Origin of the sequence: Natrinema versiforme (genome assembly GCF_005576615.1) — an archaeon.
Classification (GTDB): Archaea; Halobacteriota; Halobacteria; order Halobacteriales; family Natrialbaceae; genus Natrinema; species Natrinema versiforme_A.
The window spans coordinates 2,236,495-2,258,579 of sequence record NZ_CP040330.1 but is presented as its reverse complement, the minus strand read 5'-3'; the positions used below and the strand labels follow the sequence as shown (position 1 = coordinate 2,258,579).

Here is a 22,085-nt window from a genome sequence, read left to right as displayed (position 1 = left end):
TCTCAGTGCGTCGAAATCGCGGCCATCGACCGACTCGAGGCCAGCACCGCGAGCAGGTAACAGGCGATCGCGACGACGACGATCGAGCCGCCGGCCGGCAGCCCCTGCGAGATCGAGAAGACGAAGCCGCCGATGACCGAGACCTGTCCGAAGAGAATCGAGAGGTACAGCGTCTCGCGGAAGCTGTGGGCGACCTGCGTGGCGGCCGCGACGGGAACGACGAGCATCGCGGCGACGAGGATCACGCCGAGGATCTGCATCGCGCCGACGACGACCACGGCCGTCATCACGATCAGTAAGGTGTTGTACCAGGTGACGTTGAGCCGCGCGACGCGGGCGGCCTGCTCGTCGAAGGTGATGAACAGGAGCTGTTTGTAGGTCGCGACGGTGACAGCGACGACGACGACGCTGATGACGGCCATCAGCTGGGCGCCCGACGGGGTGACCACGGAGATATCGCCGAAAATGTAGTCCCGGATGTTGATGCCGGTCATCCCGTCGCCGTAGCTGATGATGAGCGTCCCGACGGCGAAGCTACCGGTCAGCATGATCGCGATCGGCACGTCGCCGTAGGTGTCTGTCCGCTCGGCGAGCCACTGGACGCCGAGCGCGCCGAGGATGCCGACGACCAGGGCGACGAGCATCAGCGAGCCGTTCCAGCCGGTCACCGAACTCACGAGGAGCCCGACCGCGACCCCGGCGAAGGCCGTGTGGGCGAGCGTCTCGCCGATCAGGGCCATCTCGCGGTGGACGAGGTAGGTGCCGACCAGCGGCGCGACGACGCCGATCAGGATCCCCGTCGCGATCGACCGCCACATGAACGGATGGGAGAAGACGCTCGTCCCGAGGTAGTAGTCCGCGATCCGGCCCGCGATCCGCGCCTGATCGTACACGCTGCCGACCACGGGATACGCCCGCAGCGCGTCGATCGCGAGCAGGACGATCATCGCGACCGAGAGGACGGCGGTCAGCCCGACCCCGATCCGCTCGAGCCGTCGACGGAGGGTGGCGTGCCGGCTCATCAGTGGTGGTGGTGGACGACCTGGCCCGTCGCGCCGTAGGCCTCGGTCAGTGCGTCGCTTTCGACGAACGATTCGGTGTCCCCGTGGTGGTAGAGTTCCGTGTTGATGCAGGCGATCCGGTTCGCCCGGTCCGTGACGACGCCGATGTCGTGCTCGATGAGGATGATCGTGATCCCCCGCTCGTTGAGCGACTCGAGCAACTGGTAGAACGCGTCGCGGGACTCGGCGTCGACGCCGACGGTGGGTTCGTCGAGGGCCAGCAGATCGGCCTCGGAGGCCAGCGCGCGTGCGATGTAGGCTCGCTGGCGCTGGCCGCCCGAGAGCTGGTTGACCTGCCGGTCGGCCAGTTCGGTGATGCCGACCGTCTCGAGGGCGTCGTCGACGATCGCGCGATCGTCGTCGGTCAGCCGGCCGTGGCCCGCGTGGGCGAACCGGCCCATGGTGACGGCTTCGCGGACGGTGACCGGCATCGACCCGCCGCCGCTGGTTGCCTGCTGGGAGACGTAGCCGATCCGTTCGCCGTCGTCGAACTGATCGACGGGCTCGCCGAAGAGATCGATCGAGCCGCTGTCGGGCCGGTGAAGGCCGAGCATGAGGTGCAGGAGGGTCGTCTTCCCCGAGCCGTTCGGCCCGACCAGCCCCAGAAACTCCCCGTGCTCGACCGTCAGCGAGACGTCCTGTACCGCCGGCTGCTCGCCGTAGGCGAACGTCACGTTCTCGAGGTCGACGACGGTCACTGTGCGTCTAGTACCTCTCTGAGCGCGGGGAGGTTTATTTCTTCCATTTGCTCCCGGTAGCCCCAGCCCTCGTCCCGCCACGTCGCGAGGGTCCCCGAAAGGTGAGTGATCGGCATGGTGTCGGTGGCGGTGCTCCCCTCGAGGATGTTTTCGACCAACTGGTAGGAGCCGTCGGGCGCGATGAAGGGATCGTAGAGGATCGTTTCGATCCCTTCCGCGTCGACGAGATCGATCGTCTCGGCGATCTGCTCGCTGGTGATCTGCTCTTGGGGTGAGACGCCGGCCGGCGTGTGCAATTCGAACCCGTATCGATCCTGCAGGTAGGTAAACGAGTCGTGGCCGGCGAAGACGGCGATGTGCCGGTCTGCCGCGTCGCTTACGTCCTGAAACTGCTGGTCGAGGGACTCGAGGTCAGCCGTGTACGCGTCGGCGTTTTCCTCGTAGGTCTCCGCGTTGTCCGGGTCGGCGTCGGCGAGTCCCGATGCGATGGTGTCGACGATGTCCTGTGCGATCATGGGATCGAGCCAGACGTGGGGATCGACCGACGAACCGTCGTGGTCGTGACCATCGTGGCCGCTCTCGTTCCCGTCTTCGTCGTGGTCGTGGCCGTCACCCTCCTCGTGGCCGTGGTCGTCGTGGCTCCCCGTCTCGACCTCGTGACCCCAGTCGAGCAACTGGTCGTCCAACCCCTCGAGCCCGTCGATGACGGTCACGGTGTCGTAGTCGGCCTCGAGCGTGGTCGCGATATCCTGTGCCCACGAGAACTCGGGGGTATCGAGGTAGACGAAGGCGCCGGCGTCGACGATCTCCCGAGTGAGGTCGCCGCTCGGCGACCAGCCGTGGCCGGCCTGTCCGGCCCCGACCGGGTCCTCGAACGCGATCGCGTCGCCGCTCACCGTTTCGGCCCAGTCCCACAGGGTGAAGAAGGCGGCGTAGCCGGCGTCGAGTTCCTGATTCGCCGGATCGATATCGTCGAGACAACCGGCGACAGTGCCGGTCGCGACCGCGCCGGCACCCGCTTTCACCAGCGCGCGTCGTGTTAGGTTCATACTCGAGACTACGTCTACCGGAGTATAAGAGTTATTATCTCTGAACCAGTTATTGTTAACTCTCGCCTTCGATGGCCGAGGCTATTAACAAAAATAGGCGGTATAGCGATCCGAGTTATTATCGCGGTCGTCGGGGGCCGTCGCCGCCGGATAGACGCATGCGTCGGCGCGTGGCAGTCGACGCTCTACTCGAGCGAGACCGAGATTTGAACCCCGTCGAGTCGCCGGTAGGCGGGCTTGCGACCGGGATCGGCGTCAGGAACGATTTCGAACGCGTCGAACCGGATCACGAGCCGTCCGGGACCGATCGTCGCCCGGAGGACGGGTCCGCGACTGGTCACGACGACGTACGGCGGCCCCGGGACGGGATCGGCCTGCAGTTCGTGGCCCGTCGCATCGACGGCGTCGGCGAGCACTTCCGGGAGGGCCCGGAGTATCCCGGCCTCCTCGAGGGCGCGGTGGAGTCCGTCGGCGACCGCGTCGCCGTCGGTGGTTCGCGAGGTATCCCACGGATCGGCGATCGCGTCGGCACAGGCGTCGATCCCGTCGACGACCGACACGTGTTCCGACTGGATTCGACGCCGGGCGGCCCGGACTGGATGGGACACGGTTCCCGGTGGGACGGGAACTCACTAAGGTGTCCCGACTCGGAACGCCACCATCGCGGCGAGGCGGCGCTACTCCTCGTGGTTCTCGACGACGCCGACGTTCAGCGTCCGAACCCGCGCCAGCGCGCCGCGCAATCGCCGCCGCCACGACGATCCTTGACGGGCCGCGAGGTCGCGTCGAAGCTGTTCGTTTTCGTCCTCGAGCGCCCGGTTTTCCGCCTCGAGCGTTTCGATCCGCACCTCGAGATCGTCGACCCGATCCTCGAGCCGGTAGCGACGCGTTCGCTGGGATTCGCGGTCGTTCTGTAACTGATCGCGCTCGCGCCGGAGTCGCTCGAGTCGGGCCTCGAGTCGCTCGCGGTCGCGCCGGGCCGAGTCGACGAACGAGCCCCGCTCCCCGTCCTCGGGGATGCCCTCGAGCGCGTCGGCTCCGTCGTCCGTCGCGTCGGGTTCGATATCGATGTGTCCCGAGTGAGTGGCGTTGACGACGGCTCCGAGGAGCAGTATCAGCCCGCCGAAGTACAGCCAGGTCAACAGGAGGAGGATGGCACCGATCGGTCCCGCCGAGTCGGAACTGCTCGAGACGGCGACGTAGACCTGAAAGAGCGACTGCAGCGCCGCCCAGCCGACGGCGGCGACGAGGACGCCCGGCAACACCTCGCGGACGGAGACGTCGACGTCGGGGAAGAGGTAGTACATCGGCAGGAAGGCGATCGTCAGCCCGACGACGAGCAACAGCGGGTTCAACAGGCCGATAAAGAGGCTGTTGGGGAAGAACGCGAAGACGATGCTGGTCGCTCCGGCCGCCGCGAGCGCGACCCCGATCGTCCCGAAGACGACGGCTCCGTCGGCCAACTGGCTGACGAGCGAATTCTCTTCGCTCGACGCGTAGATCTCCGAGAACGCGGTGTCCAGCCCGCGAAAGATCTTCAGCGACCCCCACAGGAGGACGAGGAGGCCGATGATCGACGTTCCCACGCTCCCGGTCGAGCCTTCGATCCCGTCCTCGAGGATGATCTGGCCGCTCTCCGGGAGGAAGCCCTCGGTCGCCGACGACACCTGTTGGGCGAGCCCTTCGCCGCCGAGAAACGAGACGAGAAAGAAGACGAGCACAAGCAGCGGAATCAGCGAGATAAAGGCCTGATACGCGATGCTGGCCGCCATGAACGTCACGTTCTTCTCCTGAATCCCCGCCACCACCGACTTCGCGAAAGGAGCCGCTCCGCGAACGTTGAGACCCATACTCGCTGTCCGTCACAGACTCGGATAGCGCTCCGGCTTGCAACCACACGGCGCTCGTGCCGTCGACGGCCTATTTCGGCTCGAGCAGCGGAGAGACCTCATCTCGAGTCGGTAGCACCGTCATCGCACCCGAAGCGGTAGTCGTCGTCGCCGCGACCGCGTTCGCGAAAGCCACCGTTTCCCGAAGGTCCCGCCCGTCTCGCAGGGCGGCGATCGCCCCGGCGACGAAGGCGTCACCGGCGCCCGTCGTATCGACCGCGTCGACCGCGAATCCGGCGTGGTCGACCGCGGCTGCGGGCCACGGCGCATCCGCACCCGCGACCGCGACGGCACCGTCGCCGCCCCGCGTCACGAAGGCGGTGTGAACCGGCCCGCGCTCGACCGCCGCGCGTGCGCTCGCCGTCGGCGACTCGCCCGCAAAGTCGAGCGCCGCGAGTTCCTCGACCGTCGCGAGACAGACGTCGACGTGTGCGAGCGCGTCGCCCACCACGTTCGCGAACGTTTCGGTGTCCGCCCACAGCTCCGGCCGCAGGTTCGGATCGAACGAGACCGTACACCCCGCGCCGGCGGCGCGCTCGAGCAGGTCAAACATCGCGGCGCGGGACGACCCGCTGGCCAGCGCCACCCCGCCGGCGTGGACCCACTCGCAGTCGGCCAGCGTCTCGTCGTCGATTCGGCCGGGCTCGAGGCGCGTATCCGCGGTCCCGTCCCGGTAGAAGGTGAACTCGCGGTCGCCGGTCTCGTCGTGCGTGACGAACGCGAGCGTGGTCTTCGCGTCCGCGTCGCGTTCGACGAACCGGGTCGGCAGGTCGCGGTCGGCGAGCGTCCGCTCGAGGTATCGACCGAACGGATCCGCGCCGACGCGGGTCCAGAACAGCGGCGGGCGCTCGAGTCGGGCGAGCGCGACGGCGACGTTCGCCGGCGCACCGCCGGGGCGGCGCTCGAATCCGGCGACATCCTCGAGCGGCCCCGGTCGCTCGGGGATGCAATCGATGAGCGTTTCGCCGGCGACGAGCACCTCGCGGGCCATGTTCGGTCGTGAGCCGCCGACGACGGTAGTTCTGTCGACTGGCAAGCTATACACGAGGTCGATTACAACCGACTCATCACAGTATGAAATACACTTCGCGCCGCGGACTACTCTCGGCGGGGACGGGTCTCGCCGTGCTCAGCGCGGGTTGTCTCGACCAAATCTCGGGCGACGAGACCGACGATCCGGGCGACTCGGACGAAACGAACGAAAGCGATGGGAACGACCTGTCGCCACTCGAGCGCTGGGTGCCCGCGTCGGGGAGTTCCGAACTCCTGTTTCACTACCGGGACCTCACCGCAGTTCGGCAGTACGAGGATGCGCTTCGGACTGACGTGGTCGAATCCGTGCCGACGCTGCCGGACGGAGAGAGCAGCGAGTTCGTCGAGCAGGTCGCGGACGGCGAGCCAGCAGTGGACGCCGTTTGTCGGTTCGGTTCCAAGGGCGTCGCCGGGAACGTCGTCGTCTCCGGCTCGTTCGACCCCGGTTCGGTCGACGCTGACCGCGAGTCGGCCGCTGGCGATTTCGAGGTCCTCGAGCGCGACGGCGTCTCGGTCGCCGTCTCCGAGGAGACCGTCGTCGTCAGTCCGTCCGACGGTGCGGATCTCGATGCGATACTCGCAGCGGGCCTCGAGGGAACCGATCGACGGATCGATGCACACGGGAACTTCGCACAGTTGACCGATCGAGTCGGCGATAGCACGTTCCTGTGGGGCGAATACGAGGGCAGCGATGACGGTTCCGGGGCTGCCTTCTCGTGGACGCTCGGTGCCGAGACGGCGACGTATTCGGCACTCGCCGTCTATGCTGAGGCCGATAGGACGGCCGAGTTCGAGGAAACGATGTCGAAGCGGTTCGACGACGTAACAGTCGAGGTCGACGGTACCGTCGGCGTTGCGACGCGAACCGTTCCGACCGAGGAGTACGAGTACCGCGATCTGTTCGCCGAACGCGGGAGTCAACCGGCCCGACCGCAAGCGGGGGTATCCATTGACCCCGACTCGTCGGACCGGACGGTGACCGTGACTTATGTTTCGAGAGGCAGCACGGTTGATCGGCTCGAAATTAGCGATGAGAGCGGGAACGAAGCGGAAATGACCCAAGTCGGGGAGACGATGACGTTCGAGTACGACGCGGGAGCGTCGGGAGAACTGACCGTCGTCGCCGTCGGGAGCGAGACCGAGGCCGTCGTCGCGACGTACACGTATTCCTTCTGAGCACGGGCGCGGACGGATTCGAGACGGGGCCGATAGTGACGGCCGGCAGTGGTAGATGCCGACCTACAGGATGATGCTCTTCTCGCGCATCATCTCGTGGATCGAGGCGTCGAGCCCTTCGCGGCCGATGCCCGAGTCCTTGTTGCCGCCGAACGGAACGTCGCCGAGACCGTGGCTCGGCGCGCCGTTGATCCGGACCGCGCCGGCGTCGACGCGTTCTGCCATCCGCATCGCGCGCTTGTAGTCGCTCGTGAAGACCGCGGCGTCGAGCGCGAGATCCGAACTGTTGGCGATCTCGAGGGCTTCGTCCTCGTCCTCGAAGGTGGTGATGGCGGCGATGGGGCCGAACTGCTCCTCGTCGACGATGCGGGCGTCGTGAGGGACGTTCGCGAGCAGCGTCGGCTCGAAGAACTGGTCGGCCAGATCGTCCGGCACGCCCTCGGGCGCGCGTCGCTCGCCACCGCGGACGATCTCCGCGCCCTTCTCGACGGCGTCGTCGACCAGTTCGGCGACCCAGTCGGCCTGTTCTTCGCTGATGAGCGGGCCGAAGGCGGTGTCCTCGTCGAAGAGGTCGCCGGCCTGCCACGCGTCCATCTGGCCGTCGATCAGCTCGACGAGCTCGTCGTGGACGGACTCGTGGGCGAGCACGCGCGAGATGGCCGAACAGCGCTGGCCGGCGTACTTGAAGGATCCCTTCGCGCAGTTGCCCGCGACATCGGTGAGGTCGGCGTCGTCGAAGACGATCGCCGGCGCGTTCCCGCCCAGTTCCATGTGCAGGTTGACCATGCCGCTCTCGCGGGCGACGTGTTTGCCCGCGCCCGAGGAGCCGGTCATCGCGATCGCGTTGATGCGGTCGTCGCCGGCCATGAGGTCGCCGATCTCGCTGGCCTCGCCGGGGACGAAGTTGAACGCGCCGTCCGGGATGCCGTCGACATCGGCGATGACATCGGCGAGGATCGCCGCCGAGATGGGCGTCTTGCTCGCGGGCTTGAGCAGGACGCTGTTGCCGGCCGCGAGCGCGGGTGCGACCTGCAGGGCCGTCGTCGCAAGCGGATAGTTGTACGGCGTGATACAGAGGACGGCACCGATCGGTTCGTGTTTGACGATCGCCTGCCAGCCCTCGTGGCCCGCCGTCGAGCCCTCGCGGAACTCGCCCTTGCTGACGATGTTGCGCGCTTCCTCGGCCGCGCGGTCGAAGCGCTCGGCTGCCTGTCCGACTTCGCCGCGGGCCGACGAGATCGGTTTGCCCGCCTCCCGGACGATGACCTCGGCGAGTTCCTCCTCGCGCTCGCGCAGTCCGTCGGCGATCGTCTCACACCACTCGGCGCGTTCGACGACCGTGGTCTCGCGCAGTTCCGGTTTGATCTCGTGGGCAGCAGCCAGTGCAGTTCGAGCCTCCGTCGGGCCCGCGGCGGCCACCCGCGCGAAGGTCTCGCCCTCGGCGAGGTCCGAAACCGACAGTTCGTCGTCGGTCTCGAGCCACTCGCCGTCGACGTAGATCCGCTCTCGCCGCTGTGCGATTCTCGTTGCCATATCTGTCCCTTGAACCTCCGCACTGAAAATGTTTACTCAGGGGTGAAAAAACAAAGAGTATATTGACGGTGCCGTTCGGCAATACGTTCATTGAGACTGATATCCAAATGCAACGCCCAATAACGAAACGATTCTTTAGGTATACCAAAGAAATGTTTCTGCATGGGTAACCTTTAAGTGATGCGCGCGTGTATGAAGGAGTAGGATGAGCACCCAAAAGACAGTCCGCCAGTCGGCTGACAGTGTCGAGGAGAACGCGCTTCGCCTCGAGCAAGACAAGGCCGAGCAGATCGTCGACGCGCTGAACACGGAGCTCGCCAACTCCTATGTCCTCTACCACCAGCTGAAGAAACACCACTGGGTGGTCGAGGGCGCCGAGTTCCTGCCGCTCCACGAGTTCCTCGAGGAAGCGTACGAACACGTCGAGGAAGGGGCAGACGTCATCGCCGAGCGCGCACAGGCGATCGGCGGCGTCCCCGTCTCCGGCCCGTCGAACCAGGAGGAACGCGCCACCGTCGAATTCGAGGGCGAAGACGTCTACGACGTCCGCACGATGTTCGAAAACGACCTCGAGATGTACGGCGACATCATCGAGTCGATGCGCGACAGCATCGAACTCGCAGAGAACCTCGGCGATCCCGCGACCGCCGAGATCCTGCGCGAGATCCTCGTCACGCTCGAGGACGACGGCCACCACTTCGAGCACTACCTCGAAGACGACACGCTGGTGCTCGAAGAAGCGACCCACTGAGCCGAGCCGTACACGAATAGCGTCGACGAGCGCCGGACCGTCGAATCAGTTTTTTGCGGCTGAGAAGAACGGCGAGACGTTCGCAGTCGGGACTGGGTCGGGACCGATCGACTCGAGTAACGACGCGTTCAGGGCTCGAGGTCGACGGCCAGGTCCGTCGCGATCCAGCCGTCGTTGTTATCTCGTTCGGTAAAGACGATCTTTCCGGGGCGGGTCTCGTGACTGGTCACGACCGCCGCCGGCTCCTCGATATCCTCGGTGAGTTCCGGGTCCTGCCTGCGCGCGGGTACGTCCATCACGTTGAGTTAGGCGAGCCTAAATCTAAAAAGGTTTTGGTTAGCCTAAGATCGCGAGGCGAGGCGGTTCGTGCGACTGCTATCACTGGTGTGATTGCCGCCGACGACGATAGTCGACTGGGAAAGGCGATGAGACGGCGTGTTTCGCTACGCTCTCGCTCGAGCGATCCGAGTTGTCCGTGCGAGAGATGGCCACGCGAAATAGCATCTTTTTTCGGGACGGAGCGAAACGTTCGGTGTATGAGCTCACACGAGAACCGGTCACAGGGAACAATGGGCCGACACGGTCGGGACCTGATCGCTTCTCTGTTCGACATCGAGCTGGAATACGTCGAGTCGCTGAGTTGGCCGCTCGGCGATCGCGTCACCACCGGCGCGGAGGCGAATCAGCTCTTTCGGTTCGCTCATCAACGGTCTACCCGAACGGTAACAGCCTTCGAGGTGACCGACTACACCTGCGTCCTCCGGCTCCGGACGCCGGTCGGCCGCGAGAAATTCTACGGGATCGCAAACGCCGACATCGTCCCCCGACCAGTTCGGGACGACTGGGTTCGGACGGACTGAGTCGCCGACTCGCGGCGGACTCGAGGGACCCAATCGACGATCAGTTTCATTGCTCTCGATCCGGCAGTCTCGAATATGGAGTACGACGTCGTTCAGGGCGACATCGCCGCACAGTCCGCCGACGCGCTCGTCAACGCGGCCGGCACGAGCCTCCGAATGGGGTCCGGCGTCGCCGGCGCGCTCCGCCGCGGCGCGGGCGAGGCGATCAACGAGGACGCCATGGAAAACGGCCCGATCGACCTCGGCGCGGTCGCGGTCACCGACGCCTACGACCTCGACGCCGAGTATGTCATCCACGCCGCGGCGATGCCCCACTACGGGAGCGGCGAAGCGACCGCGGACAGCATCCGCGACGCGACTCACAACAGCCTCGGGCGGGCCGACGAACTGGGCTGTCGGTCGCTCGTACTGCCAGCGCTGGGCTGTGGTGTCGCCGGGTTCGACCTCGCGGCGGGTGCGGAGATTATCGGCGAGGAGATTGCAGGTTACGAGCCGGACACGCTCGAGGACGTGCGGCTCATCGCCTACAGCGACGAGGAGGAATCAGTTATATCTACACATTGTATAGACAAGTAGGGTAGTAGATCTGGATGGGGGTCTGTCTCTGAGACTAACCAAACCCATATCCACTCCATCATGGAAAGGAATGGCAGGGATCTATCCTCTACAGCAGCCACATCCATCACAACTCAATCCCGCAGTAGAGGGGGAACCAACTCAATCACCACCAATCCCTACGTCAGAGTTGTGACTATGAGGCTGTGAACGTAAGGTTGAATGAGCACCGTAAGCAGTACTGCTGTGCTGAAGTACTGCTACGGAGCGGAGTGACAACCTAAGTGATACAGCCTCACCATAGACATTACAGCAAGACATACCACTACAGCACTCCATCTTACTAACCCCCTATAGTCCCCCTTTCATCTTCCTCATTTACAATGGTTCTTCATGCCCATATCTCTGAGTTACTGAAGTCTATAGGATTGTCTGTGAGAGTTTCTTACCCTAAGACGATGAAATCCACTTAGGATAGAAAAGAATCCAATGAGGATTAAATGAAGTGCCTTAGAATAGAAACTGGAAACATATCACTGACCATTCTCTCGAGTTACATCTGATGAACAGTTACTAATGTCTCTCCATTGTCGTGATAGACCTCTGCTTTCCACCCCATATCCTGCAACTGTTCAATATCATTGCTACTGATTGAGTTGACTCTGAGTGTTAGACATGGATCTGAATACTCAGCGATATCTTGGTTAATAAGAAAATCCATGACTTGACCTTGGCTACAGGGATTTTCCGTATCGTCATTAGCAACTACTGACTGAGACATATATCTGGGTACAAGACCATTATTAATAAATCTATTCATCAATTTAATAAAGATTGTTTTTGTAACCTTTATAGATCACTGTCTCTTTGACTCACTCAGTGATCTGGAAAGGGGTTTGCACTGCTATTACCCTACCTCAAGGGGATGAAAACCACTCTCCAAAACTATCTATAGCGATCTGACGTTTAGCTTTGTAACTTAGAGGATCTGGTCAAAGTTAATTGACTGACCCTCGAGTGTCGCGAACATACGATACTCTGATAGCTCTGTATCAATCTCTTGCTGGCTTTTGGAACTAATCTGGTTATCATCAACCCGTTTCAACTCTGTCGTCTCACATGCTGATAAGTTCATCAACACATATCCGTAGAAACCCGACAGTCATAATATTTTGGACACATACAAGTAAGGGATTAATCAATGTTTCTCACATCAATTGGTAGTTTGTTACCTGACTCTGGATTACAGTGATTTCAGTTACTGCTTTGATACTTAGGAATATCTCATGGAGAGATACCACAACAGTCGTGCAATCACTCACAGAGTGATAGTACACTTGTCTATGAGCCATACTATTGTCTCGAGACAGGTGGATGAAGGTACCCCGTCAAATGTAGGTTGGAAAGGCGTTACCACGGCAGCGGGTTGAGGGGATCGACAAGTCCCTCTCTGGGTAGAATATATCTGACTCAATACACCCCGTCGCAATAGCCATAGGGTTAGATCAGATGGGTGGTTTTATTTCTAAAAATTATTTTATATATCAAGCCACGACAATTGGGGTACAGTGGTTTTGTCTCTAACTCTGCTATTGATGGGGCTCAGTGTATTATAATTACTCAGCCATGTCTGGCCTTATATTATTACAATACCTTATACAAAACTTTTAAGTATCTTGAGAATATACTAACTAATACGTTTCATATATGAAGCGGAATATTAGGAAGATTACTCGAAATCGTGATGGAAAATCTAAAGTGAATTACAGAGGGGACCAAGAAGTCTCTACTGAGGATGAAGATGATCCTATTGAGATTGAGGGATTAGGAGATCTCTCTGATATCGAAAAACCTCTAAAGGAAAAAGAAGTCCTCCACAAGCTGTACTACTCATTTGGCCTCACAAAGAAGGAAATTGCTGAGGAGCTTGATTGTAGCAAGGTAGCAGTCAGTATGCAGATGAACAAATTTGAGATAGGTCAGTAACTCAATCTAAGTCGCCAATATCAGTCATATCTGTAGTTCTATTCTATATGTTGGGTTTGTATTTTCTTTGTAGCCATATTATTTGCAGTTTTGTATAATTGACGTATCTGAGCCAAACTTGCACTCATTGGCTCATATCTCTGTATAGCAGAGATTTGTTCCTAAGCGATTCTTTGTGAATAGGTTGGATTGGTCATGGATATCCAGAAAATCCACTGAGTAAACAAAGAGATGCAGTAAGAAGCAGATTTGAGGATATTATGTGTGAAAACGCTCCTGATTGCGAAGATGATGGTTGTACAGATGAAAGTGATTCGACCAAAATCACTCACAGAGATCTTGAAGGTAACACTGTGACAGAAGAAGTTACCTCTGAGGAATAACCATGTCATATGACTATGAATATCCTTGTAATCCACCTGCAAAGGTAGTGGTCAATGGCAATGATATTCCCACCATCAATGAAGGTGTAATCTCCAAAGCAAGAATTGATGGTCCAATGGATATCAACAGGCTCACTGAAGTCTACTTTCCTGTTGAGTGGCAAGGGCATGATATCTCTGAGGCAATCAAAGCCCTTGATCTGGATAAGGAAAGTATCTGGGAACCTGTTGACGTGAAACTTCTTGACCCTGAGTCTGATCCTGATAATCCAAGATATATTACTTATCACCGTGGCTTTCCTATAGCACAGGGTGCTGGCTCTAAAGGCACTCTCGAGAGGAAATTGCGTATTGCAGATCCAGCACAACTACTTGAGGGAATACCCTTCTCTAAGAGCTACAACTATGATGCTAAAGTAGGGGATATACTCGAGGATATAGCAACAAAGGTTGAAGAGAATCAAGATATTTTCACTGATGTTGCTCATACTCAAATAGACCAAATTCTTAGTACCCAAATTGAAGAAGAGTATGAAGCATGGGGTAAGCCCATTGCAGAGCCTATTGGTGATCTCCTTGGAGCAAGTACTGTAAAGACCTTCAAAGAGAATAAGCATAGTCTGAAAGACGCTATGAAGTATGTATCTAAGCAAGTGAATGGTGAATTTTACTTCACCCCAAATGGGAGTGATCAGGGTAAAATTTCACTTGCTTACGACAAGGAAAGAGAGCGACATTTCTATGCTAATAATGCAGATGGGGATAACAACAATCCTTCACCAACTGTCTCTAAGAACAACGCTCTCTTCGAAATCCAACCTGTTAACACTATAACTGTTAATGGAAAGACCACCAAAGGCCCTATAGATAAAGTCACTGACTTTGTGAACCAAGAAGGTGGTGAATATCCAACTGCAACAGCCACATATCCACCTCTAAAGAAACTTGCTGGACAAGAGTATAAGAAGCCAACTCAAGTTGAAGATGCTTTCAATGAGGGTGAGGCACAGAATATGGCTATAGAAAAACTTGTTGACCACATTGAAGGTGGAGGGACAGGTGAGGTTGTCACAAGACTATTTCCCTACATCAATCCCCACGATAATATCTACACAAAGCCAGCTTGTGCTCACAACCTTGAGGGTGATGTACCTTCACTTGGCTACACAGTCAATGAAGTGACTCATAGGATTGGTTTTGAAGAAGATACAGAGAGGTTTTTCCAGAAAACCCACCTTAGAGTTAATAGTACAGTGTCTGAAGACGATATTGAAGTAAGTAGTAACACTAAGAGTATCTGATTATTCTCTGAGGTTATTGTCCGAAATATCCTAAAGTCAAATAACCAGTAACTCTATCTATACTGAATGTTTTGGCTTGGGTCATGGGTGACTTAGACGAAAGGGGAGTCACAAGACGCAAGTTGCTTGGTGCTGCTGGTGGTACTACTGTAGTTGGAGTAGGAGCATGGGAAGTACTTGGCTGTAACTCCAATGTTGATACTCTCGAGGAAGACGATCTGGGTAGCCAGAAAACTATCACTGGAAGTCTACAAGGGAAGGCACTTGATGGATCTTCAATCACCTTTTCTGGTGATCAAGTGTACGTGAGTGGTGAAATCCCCAGTAGATACCATCAGAAGATTGATGAAACTGAAACAGGATCTTGTCTCACTATCAGTGGTCTTGTCAATGATATCAATGATAGAGATGATAAATTGTATGTATCTATTGGAGTAACGGATATAGAATAGTCCTCACTACGTTTCCAGAGATATGTCTGATATATGTGTCTCACTTGTATGAGGACCCGCTTAGAAATCGCTATAAGGCTGTTAGATGTCAATCAAGGAAGTGGCCTTTTGCCTTAATGCTATCAGTCACATCTTTATTATCCAATCCAAGATATTTTTCCGTTGTATCTACATCTTCATGCCCAAGAGCCTCTTGAATTGTTCTTATATCATGTCCTTTCTCAAGGAGATTCATCCCAAATGAATGGCGCAGTGAGTGGGCTGTAACTTTGTAACGTGGATTTCCGCGCTTATCATGTCCAATCACTTCTTGGATACCTGCATTGTCGGCAGCTTCTTTGATTATCTCGTTTATTCTTTTGCCAGACATTTTCTCTGACTTAGTTGTGAGAAATAGGTAATCAGATCTAATAGAGGGCTTAAACCCATCTCTCTTACCATAGATAAGCCATTCTCTCAATAGAGATTTTGTAGTTGATCCAAAGGTACCCTTTCTATTTTCACCTGTCTTACTATCAGGTATCGTAACAAGGCCTTCATCAATACGTACCTTCTTTATTTTCACGTCTCGAGCCTCATGTCGGCGCATACCCGTTTCTGCCATAATCGAGATAAGAAGTTTATTCCGAGTTACTGGCTCAGGTACATTCTCTATGAGTTGGTTGATTTCCTCTGATGAAAGAGAAATATTCTCACCCCCATACTCTGCTTTCATTGATTTCTCCTTGTTGTTGAGAATATTCATCTCACTTGGTTTGATATATTCACATGGGCTTTCCCAACTATCTTTCCCTAAATTAAAATCTTCAGAGGAATTGCTATCTTGCTCTTCAATCCAACTATAGAAGGAACGAATAGCAGTATACTGTGATCTGATTGATTTGGTTCGGTACCCATCCTGAGACAAATGATAAAGATATTCTTCAATATCTGTTGTAGATACATCTATAAGTGTGCCTCTTTCAGTATTATTCATAATCCACTCTGAATATTGACTAAGTGTGGATTTGTAATTTGCATGGGTAGATTTCTTCCCACGGATCTTCTTTTTTCTCAAAAACTCATCAAGTACATTCACTGCTCATCATCTCCCTTCCAGTAGACTACAACTCCATCAACAGTGTCTTTAGAAATATCTCCCTCTTGTACTGCTATTTCAAGATAGTAGTCAACTGCTGAGCGGTTATAACCAGTTTCCTCAGCAATCATCCCTGCTGTTGAACGAGAGACTTGGTGTCCAGTGGGGGAAGATGTCTTTTTCTCATTAGGGACGTGGCTCAGAACAGTCTGATAGCGTTCTGAATCACTATCTCGAGTCTGTTGACTTTCCTCAATCAGTGCCTCATTCACCTGTCGTAGCTCATCAATTTCCTCACTCAATCCTTTGACTACATTACGAATATCCCCCATTTCATCTTTGAGTGGATCAAGATCTACGTTGATGTTCTGAGATACTCCCTTTCCTTCCTCTCGTCTCATCTGCTGGCTAACAGACACCCTGATTAGATCAGTAAGCGTCTGAAAATCGTCTGACTCACTCACATACTCTTGCCACTCGTCTTTCCTCTCTTCTTCAACCCGCAAGTTTACCTGAACTGTCTCACTCATAGATAGTCTATTGAAGCACCTTGTGTATAAATCTTATAGATAGTCCAAACCACTCCGACGAGGAGCACGACACGATTCGGGCAGCGACCGGGGAGATCGGACGCTCGAAATAATCGAAGCAAGCGAGTCGGACCGTGACTCGAGGCCCCGGTTCCGAGCCGGCCGCTCGACGACCGATGTCGGCGGGGTGGTGTGGTGGTTTCGGTCCCCATCGCCGAACGACCGGCCGATCGTCGGGGCTCGAGCCCCGAGTCAGTCGTCTCGGTGGACCAGTCCGGGCGGCACCGAACAGCCGCAGGGACTGGCCGAGGCCGTCAGGGGGCCGGTCGCGGTGACGAACCCGACCGGCTTGCCACAGCGCGGACAGTCGGGAAGCGATGACATCCCGTCGCCGTCGGCGCTCTCGTCGGGACCGCTACGCATACCGTCTCCCCCGCGAGAGTAATCGGCGCTGCAACGCTGTCGCTGGCCGTGTCGGGCGATTCTGCCGTCGTGCGGGATGTTTATATCCCGGAAGAATCAACGCAAACATGGCTTCAATCCGCTCGGATGGAAGCCACGTCTCGGGTGGCTCTAGCACCCGGGGCATTTCGAGACAGCCCCCTGATTCCGGAGCGCGGCTTCCAGTATACTCGTTGACCTGTTGTGCCTTATATCTACTGCTAGCTGTCTGAAAAGAGCCCGTCAGTTGTGAACCGTGCGCTCTCGCGTTTCCCGCTCGAGATCGAATTCGAGAGCCGCTCGATAGAGACCCCCGCTCTCAGGACAGCGAGAGCCCGCGAATCTCGACGGTGTCGCCGTCCGCGACGCGGCCGATGACCTGTCCGTCGGTTTCGGCCACGAGACTCTCGGCCTGTTCCTCGGGCAGCGCGACGACGAACCCGGTCCCCATGTTGAACGTCCGGTGCATCTCCTCGTCGGTCACGCTCCCCTCCTGCTGGACGAACTCGAAGATCGGCTGGGCCGGGAGCGGGTCCTCGATCGCGTACTCGCGGTCGCCCATCCGCAGCAGGTTCGTCCAGCCCCCGCCCGTGACGTGGGCCGCCGCGCGGACCTCGTGGTCGCGCATCGGCTCGAGCAGGTCCGTGTAGATCCGGGTCGGCCGCAGCAGTTCCTCGCCGATCGACCGCTCGGGGTCGAGCGGGAACTCGTCCGTGTACGCGTGGTCTCGCGTGACGGCCTCGCGGGCCAGCGTCAGCCCGTTCGAGTGGATGCCGTTCGAGGGGAACCCGACGAGCGCGTCGCCGACCTGCGCCTCGCCCTCGAAGATCTCGTCTTTGCCGGCGAGTCCGGCACAGGTGCCCGCCAGATCGAACCCTTTCACGACCTCGGGCATGACCGCCGTCTCGCCGCCGAGCATGGTGAGATCGGCCTGCTCGAGCCCCACCGCGAGGCCCTCGCCGATCTGGTTGGTCAGCTCCTCGTCGGGCTCGTCGATCGCGAGGTAGTCGACGAACGCGACCGGCTCGACACCCGCGGCCACGAGGTCGTTGACGTTCATCGCGATGCAGTCGATGCCGATGGTCGAGAAGTCCTCGATCGCTTCGGCGACCAGTAGCTTGGTGCCGACGCCGTCGGTCGCCAGCGCGAGATACCGGTCGCCGATGTCGATCATCCCGGCGTACTCGGTCCGTAGGCCGCTCCCGAAGGCCTCGAGCAGCGCCGCGGTTGCGTCCTCGCTCGCCTCGATGTCGACGCCGGTTTCGGCGTAGGTGAGTCCCTCCCCGTCGCCTCGCTCGTCGTCCGTCTCGGTCATACCCGAACGACCTCCCGGCGCGAGCAAAAGGTCACCGGTCCAGCGGAGTCGGCATCTCAGAACAGTCCGACACGGAAGAGCACGAAGGCGGCGAGCGCCGCGCTGGGGACGAAAACCAGCGCGAAGACGCCCTTGTGCCACTCGAGGACGGACTTCCCGTCGAGCGGGCCGAAGGGGATCATGTTGAACGCGGCCAAGAAGAGGTTGATCGCGACACCCATCTGTCCGATCATCGCGAGAACTTGGGGGAAAAACCCGGGAGTTGCGGAGAATATCAGGAGCGGGAGAAAGAGCACCGTAAGCAGGAGATTCGTCACTGGTCCGGCAATCGCGATCAAGCCGTTCTCTCGCGTCGTGATCTGGCCGCGGTGGTAGACGGCACCGGGCGCGGCGAAGAGGAAGCCGACCAGTCCACCCATGAGCGCCAGGAGGAGCATCTGATAATCGGCTCTGAACTCGGCGATCTGGCCGTGTTCGATCGCGACGACCTTGTGTGCGATCTCGTGGAGGAGGAAGCCGACACCCACCGTCAAGAAACTCACCAGAACCGAGAGGACGAACGCCCCGAAACTCGCCAGCCCTCTGTGGAATGGCGACCGTATCAACGCGAATGCGACGCTCAGTGCGGTCCACGCCACCGCGAGGTCGCGCAGTTCCGTATCGCTGAACCGCAGTTCCGGTTCGGGTTCGGATTCGTGTTGCTGTGTCGTGCGGTAGCCCATCAGAGGAGCCCCCGGAGTAACTCGAGGCTGTTTTCGGCCCCGGCGACCAGTTCGCCCATCAGCGCGTTGACGCCGCCGATTTCGGGGGCGATCCACGGCAGTACCACGAACGGGAACAGGCCCGTCGCGATCATGCTCCCGATGTTCGTGAGCGCGACGATCATGATGAGCCGGAACAGCGGCACGTCGAACATCGCGTCGAGGGCCTCGCCGACGGGGCGCTCGGTATCGCCGACGATCTCGTTGAGCGTCTGGATGTCCCGGACGTTGACCGGCCGGTGTCTGAGTTCGACGTAGCCGGCGAACCAACCGGGCGCGAGCAGCGGGTTGATGCTCGTCAACCACGCGACCGCCCCGCCGACGCCGGCACTGGACCAGCGCGCGCCGGCCAGTCGCGCCAGCGTGAACGCGAAGACGCCGTTGAACAGGAACCACGCGCCGAACAGCTTCAGCAGGAACGTGTTCCGAACGCCCGCCATGATCAGCAGGAAGAAGAAGGCGAGAAAGCCGACCGTGACGAGATAGCCGGCGATCTTCAGCGGCGAGAACCGGCGGCTCGAGGCGGTTCCCGAAATCGACTCGATCGGGGGGATTTCCTCGGGGTTCAGCAGGTGTCGTTCGATCCCGGCCTTGTGGCCGGCACCGACGACGGCGAGGACGTCGTAGCCCTGTTCGCGGAGTTCGTGGAGGTTGTGTGCGATGTAGGCGTCGCGTTCGTCGATCAGGGCGTTCGCGCCGCGGGGGCTGAACCGGCGGAACTCCTCCATCATGGCGTTGACGACATCGCCGTCGGTCAGTTCTTCCATATCGAGTTCGTCGACATCTTCGACGTCGCCGCTGACGGTGTCGAGGAAGAGCCCGAGGACGGCACCGACGGCGACGCCGACGCCGAGACCGGCCAGCGTCCCGGTCGTCCCGCGGACTGCATAGATACCGGCGCTCTCGACGGTCGAGGCCGAAAACGGGCCGACGAACGTTCCGGTCGCGACGAGCGCGAGACAGCCGCCGATACCGAGGGCGAGTCCGGCGAGGACCCGGGCCGAGAACCCGGAGAGGTAGCCGCCGGTGTACCGCCCGGCGGACTCGAGGGAGGGGAGGAAGACGAGGCCGACGAACGCGCCGACGAGCGCACCGATCACGGCGCCGCCGGCGTACTGCAGTATCGTGGGGTCGGACAGCCCGACTAACAGGAGGTCACCGAACCCGAGCAGCGGGGCGAGAAAGGCGGCGACGAGGAATCCGAAGAGCGCGCCGGCGACGGCGCCGAAGGTGAGCCCGAGCGTTCGGGGATCGGTGACCCCCAGCGCGAGGCCGCCGACCATCTTCAGTTTCTCCGTAAACGAGAGCCGGCTCCAGAACCGTTGGATCGTCACCTGAATGTCGCGGTCGACCAGGGCGACGCCGCTGCCGTTCGCTTCGGCGGCCTCGATGGCCGCCCGCATGTCCGCGCCGGGCTCGATATCGAACTGGTCGCCCAGCCGCGACTGGACGTACGACAGCATCCAGTAGGCCAGAAATTGAAAGACCGTGTTCCCGGAGAGGAGGTCGCCCGCTTCGATGTCGTCGGGCGTCCCGCCCTGCATCTGGCGGTACCGGCCTTCGTCCAGTTCGACGGCGACGACATCGGGGTCCTCGCGATCGATCGTTTCGCGAACTTCGTCAACACTCGCTTGCGAGACGTGTGCCGTCCCGAGGACCTCGACGGAGCCGCGCTCGCGGTCGGGTGGGGCTGGCGGCTCCGGCACGTCGGCCTCGCCTGCATCGCTCATTACTGGCTTCAACTCGGCGGCGACTTTTACCAGTATCGGACACGACACGGAACGAACTGGTGATCGGTTGCGCCGCGACCCGGCGGCGATTCGACCGGCCTTGAGTCCCGAACCCGATCCCGACGCGGTGAAAGCAAGACTGATTGTCGGCGTCGGGAAACGTCCGCCGATGACCGACCTCATGGAGACCGTGATCGAGAACCGGGAGATGGTCCAGCCGAACCACGCGAACATGCTCGACGTCGCCCACGGCGGCAACGTGATGAAGTGGATGGATGAAGTCGGCGCGATGAGTGCCATGCGGTTTTCGGGCGAGATGTGTGTCACCGCGCGGGTCAATCAGATGAACTTCGAGCGGCCGATTCCCGTCGGGGACACGGCCTACATCACCGCCTACGTCTACGACGCGGGCACCTCGAGCGTGCGGGTCCGGCTGGTCGCCGAGCGCGAGAACCTCCGGACACGGGAGCGCGAGCGAACCACCGAGTCGTACTTCGTCTACGTCGCGATCGACGAGGACAACGTGCCGACGACGGTTCCCGAATTAACCGTCAGCACCGCGGAGGGCGAACAACTCCGGGACGAGGCGCTCGCGGACGAGGCGGGACGTGCCGACTGAGAGGACGTGCCTCGAGCGAATAGCGTCGGTCGCGATGAACGTAGACCCCGACCGCGGCCGTACCGGCCGGTCTCACCCCTCGTTCGGCTGCCCGTCTTCGGCGATTCTGTCCTCGAGCAGTTCCGGCATCCACGCGGCGAACCCGTGGTCGCGCCCGTGAGTCCACATCGCGGTCTCGTCTTTGACTCCCGGAAGATCGCTCTCCGCGACGCCGCTTGCGAGAACCGCTCGCTCGTCCACGAGGATCAACTGGCCGGGCCACTTCTGGACGACCGTCTGTAACTCTCGCAGGCTCTCCGTTACCGTGACGCGGGCATCCGGAACGGCCCGTTCGACGCGATCTCTCACTGTGTTCGGCGGCACCTCCACGACGACCGTGACGCCGCGGTCACTGGCTGCCGCCAATCGATCGAGAGCGTCCCGTTCGAGCATCGTCTCGTCGGCGACGATGAAATGGATGCGGTCGTCCGCGCCGTCGATGAGCGTCACCAACTGGTCGGTCACGTGGTCGGTGTTCGAAATCGCCCACACGCCATCGTCCGCTTGGGTCTCGGTCGATTCGACCTTCTCGAGGGCCTCGTCCGCCGCCTCGATGCTCGAGCCGTAGTCTTGGCGCAGTTTCTCGAGTGCATCGGCCTTCGAAACGGCACGGAACTCCCGCGGATCGGACTGCTGGATATCGATGAGGCCGCGCCGATGGAGCCGGTCGACCGTATCGTAGACCCTCGACCGAGGGACCTCGGAGACCTGACTGATGTCTTTCGCCGTTCCCTGTTCGAGACGGGTGAGCGCGACGAAGCATCGCGCCTCATACTCGGTCAGTCCCAACTGCTCGAGGGCCGTGACGGCGGACTCTTCGCTGGGCATAGCGTAGCAAGGGCCTTC

The 22,085-nt window shown here is 59.4% G+C and carries 24 protein-coding genes; 8 read left to right on the top strand and 16 right to left on the bottom strand.

Annotation, left to right across the window (positions count from 1 at the left end; translation table 11 throughout):
• Nucleotides 1-2: 2 nt before the first annotated feature.
• The 6 genes from FEJ81_RS11135 to FEJ81_RS11110 all read right to left on the bottom strand — a co-directional run bounded on the left by FEJ81_RS11135 (nucleotide 3) and on the right by FEJ81_RS11110 (nucleotide 5,688).
• Nucleotides 3-1,022, bottom strand: a complete 1,020-nt coding sequence (locus FEJ81_RS11135; protein ID WP_138245359.1) for a metal ABC transporter permease — start codon at nucleotides 1,020-1,022, stop codon at nucleotides 3-5.
• Nucleotides 1,022-1,759, bottom strand: a complete 738-nt coding sequence (locus tag FEJ81_RS11130) for a metal ABC transporter ATP-binding protein (protein ID WP_138245358.1) — start codon at nucleotides 1,757-1,759, stop codon at nucleotides 1,022-1,024. Before FEJ81_RS11130 ends, FEJ81_RS11135 begins: the two co-directional genes overlap by 1 nt.
• On the bottom strand, nucleotides 1,756-2,808 hold the full coding sequence (locus FEJ81_RS11125; RefSeq protein ID WP_138245357.1) for a metal ABC transporter substrate-binding protein: 1,053 nt from the start codon (nucleotides 2,806-2,808) through the stop codon (nucleotides 1,756-1,758). The genes FEJ81_RS11130 and FEJ81_RS11125 overlap by 4 nt, the downstream gene beginning before the upstream one ends.
• A 185-nt stretch (nucleotides 2,809-2,993) precedes the next feature.
• Nucleotides 2,994-3,416, bottom strand: a complete 423-nt coding sequence (locus tag FEJ81_RS11120) for a hypothetical protein (RefSeq protein WP_138245356.1) — start codon at nucleotides 3,414-3,416, stop codon at nucleotides 2,994-2,996.
• Nucleotides 3,417-3,485: 69 nt separating this feature from the next.
• The gene (locus tag FEJ81_RS11115) at nucleotides 3,486-4,658 is read right to left on the bottom strand and encodes a YhjD/YihY/BrkB family envelope integrity protein (RefSeq protein WP_138245355.1); all 1,173 of its coding nucleotides are present in this window, start codon (nucleotides 4,656-4,658) and stop codon (nucleotides 3,486-3,488) included.
• Between the two features lie 70 nt (nucleotides 4,659-4,728).
• A complete protein-coding gene (locus tag FEJ81_RS11110; protein ID WP_138246765.1) occupies nucleotides 4,729-5,688 on the bottom strand; it encodes a carbohydrate kinase family protein in 960 nt (319 codons plus the stop codon).
• A gap of 83 nt (nucleotides 5,689-5,771) precedes the next feature.
• Here FEJ81_RS11110 and FEJ81_RS11105 point away from each other — a divergent pair, with 83 nt between their 5' ends.
• Nucleotides 5,772-6,905 carry a hypothetical protein gene (locus FEJ81_RS11105; protein WP_138245354.1) on the top strand — a complete coding sequence of 378 codons (1,134 nt, stop codon included), beginning with the start codon at nucleotides 5,772-5,774 and terminating at the stop codon, nucleotides 6,903-6,905.
• Between the two features lie 63 nt (nucleotides 6,906-6,968).
• On the opposite strand, the gene FEJ81_RS11100 is transcribed toward FEJ81_RS11105, so the two are convergent.
• Nucleotides 6,969-8,438 carry an aldehyde dehydrogenase family protein gene (locus tag FEJ81_RS11100; RefSeq protein WP_138245353.1) on the bottom strand — a complete coding sequence of 490 codons (1,470 nt, stop codon included), beginning with the start codon at nucleotides 8,436-8,438 and terminating at the stop codon, nucleotides 6,969-6,971.
• 205 nt (nucleotides 8,439-8,643) lie between these two features.
• Here FEJ81_RS11100 and dpsA point away from each other — a divergent pair, with 205 nt between their 5' ends.
• The gene (gene dpsA / locus FEJ81_RS11095) at nucleotides 8,644-9,189 is read left to right on the top strand and encodes a DNA starvation/stationary phase protection protein DpsA (protein ID WP_138245352.1); all 546 of its coding nucleotides are present in this window, start codon (nucleotides 8,644-8,646) and stop codon (nucleotides 9,187-9,189) included.
• A 128-nt stretch (nucleotides 9,190-9,317) separates the two neighbouring features.
• Here dpsA and FEJ81_RS23180 read toward each other — a convergent pair whose 3' ends face one another.
• Nucleotides 9,318-9,485, bottom strand: a complete 168-nt coding sequence (locus FEJ81_RS23180) for a hypothetical protein (RefSeq protein WP_175416403.1) — start codon at nucleotides 9,483-9,485, stop codon at nucleotides 9,318-9,320.
• Between the two features lie 240 nt (nucleotides 9,486-9,725).
• On the opposite strand from FEJ81_RS23180, the gene FEJ81_RS11090 reads away from it, so the two are divergent.
• Entirely contained in the window at nucleotides 9,726-10,049 is a 324-nt protein-coding gene (locus FEJ81_RS11090; RefSeq protein WP_138245351.1) for a hypothetical protein, read from the top strand.
• Between the two features lie 75 nt (nucleotides 10,050-10,124).
• The gene (locus FEJ81_RS11085) at nucleotides 10,125-10,625 is read left to right on the top strand and encodes a macro domain-containing protein (RefSeq protein ID WP_138245350.1); all 501 of its coding nucleotides are present in this window, start codon (nucleotides 10,125-10,127) and stop codon (nucleotides 10,623-10,625) included.
• A 532-nt stretch (nucleotides 10,626-11,157) separates the two neighbouring features.
• Here FEJ81_RS11085 and FEJ81_RS11080 read toward each other — a convergent pair.
• Nucleotides 11,158-11,385 (bottom strand): hypothetical protein, encoded by a 228-nt coding sequence (locus FEJ81_RS11080; RefSeq protein ID WP_138245349.1) that lies wholly within the window; start codon nucleotides 11,383-11,385, stop codon nucleotides 11,158-11,160.
• Nucleotides 11,386-12,311: 926 nt separating this feature from the next.
• On the opposite strand from FEJ81_RS11080, the gene FEJ81_RS11075 reads away from it, so the two are divergent.
• The 3 genes from FEJ81_RS11075 (at nucleotide 12,312) to FEJ81_RS11065 (ending at nucleotide 14,726) form a co-directional block, all read left to right on the top strand.
• Entirely contained in the window at nucleotides 12,312-12,590 is a 279-nt protein-coding gene (locus tag FEJ81_RS11075) for an RNA polymerase sigma factor (protein WP_138245348.1), read from the top strand.
• Between the two features lie 385 nt (nucleotides 12,591-12,975).
• Entirely contained in the window at nucleotides 12,976-14,274 is a 1,299-nt protein-coding gene (locus FEJ81_RS11070; protein ID WP_138245347.1) for a hypothetical protein, read from the top strand.
• 83 nt (nucleotides 14,275-14,357) lie between these two features.
• Entirely contained in the window at nucleotides 14,358-14,726 is a 369-nt protein-coding gene (locus tag FEJ81_RS11065; RefSeq protein ID WP_138245346.1) for a hypothetical protein, read from the top strand.
• Nucleotides 14,727-14,814: 88 nt separating this feature from the next.
• On the opposite strand, the gene FEJ81_RS11060 is transcribed toward FEJ81_RS11065, so the two are convergent.
• The 6 genes from FEJ81_RS11060 to FEJ81_RS11040 all read right to left on the bottom strand — a co-directional run bounded on the left by FEJ81_RS11060 (nucleotide 14,815) and on the right by FEJ81_RS11040 (nucleotide 20,581).
• Complete coding sequence (locus tag FEJ81_RS11060; RefSeq protein WP_138245345.1) at nucleotides 14,815-15,804, bottom strand: tyrosine-type recombinase/integrase; 990 nt, start codon at nucleotides 15,802-15,804, stop codon at nucleotides 14,815-14,817.
• The gene (locus tag FEJ81_RS11055) at nucleotides 15,801-16,334 is read right to left on the bottom strand and encodes a hypothetical protein (RefSeq protein ID WP_138245344.1); all 534 of its coding nucleotides are present in this window, start codon (nucleotides 16,332-16,334) and stop codon (nucleotides 15,801-15,803) included. Before FEJ81_RS11055 ends, FEJ81_RS11060 begins: the two co-directional genes overlap by 4 nt.
• A gap of 252 nt (nucleotides 16,335-16,586) precedes the next feature.
• Nucleotides 16,587-16,757, bottom strand: a complete 171-nt coding sequence (locus FEJ81_RS23175; RefSeq protein ID WP_175416402.1) for a hypothetical protein — start codon at nucleotides 16,755-16,757, stop codon at nucleotides 16,587-16,589.
• 337 nt (nucleotides 16,758-17,094) lie between these two features.
• Entirely contained in the window at nucleotides 17,095-18,090 is a 996-nt protein-coding gene (gene purM / locus FEJ81_RS11050) for a phosphoribosylformylglycinamidine cyclo-ligase (protein ID WP_138245343.1), read from the bottom strand.
• 56 nt (nucleotides 18,091-18,146) lie between these two features.
• Nucleotides 18,147-18,812: a zinc metalloprotease gene (locus tag FEJ81_RS11045; protein WP_138245342.1), complete on the bottom strand. Its 666-nt coding sequence runs from the start codon at nucleotides 18,810-18,812 to the stop codon at nucleotides 18,147-18,149.
• Nucleotides 18,812-20,581: a TraB/GumN family protein gene (locus FEJ81_RS11040; RefSeq protein WP_138245341.1), complete on the bottom strand. Its 1,770-nt coding sequence runs from the start codon at nucleotides 20,579-20,581 to the stop codon at nucleotides 18,812-18,814. Before FEJ81_RS11040 ends, FEJ81_RS11045 begins: the two co-directional genes overlap by 1 nt.
• Nucleotides 20,582-20,750: 169 nt before the next feature.
• On the opposite strand from FEJ81_RS11040, the gene FEJ81_RS11035 reads away from it, so the two are divergent.
• Nucleotides 20,751-21,200 carry an acyl-CoA thioesterase gene (locus FEJ81_RS11035; protein WP_138245340.1) on the top strand — a complete coding sequence of 150 codons (450 nt, stop codon included), beginning with the start codon at nucleotides 20,751-20,753 and terminating at the stop codon, nucleotides 21,198-21,200.
• Nucleotides 21,201-21,272: 72 nt separating this feature from the next.
• Here the strand turns inward: FEJ81_RS11035 and FEJ81_RS11030 are convergent, their stop codons facing one another.
• The gene (locus FEJ81_RS11030) at nucleotides 21,273-22,067 is read right to left on the bottom strand and encodes a TrmB family transcriptional regulator (protein WP_138245339.1); all 795 of its coding nucleotides are present in this window, start codon (nucleotides 22,065-22,067) and stop codon (nucleotides 21,273-21,275) included.
• Between the last annotated feature and the right edge of the window lie 18 nt (nucleotides 22,068-22,085).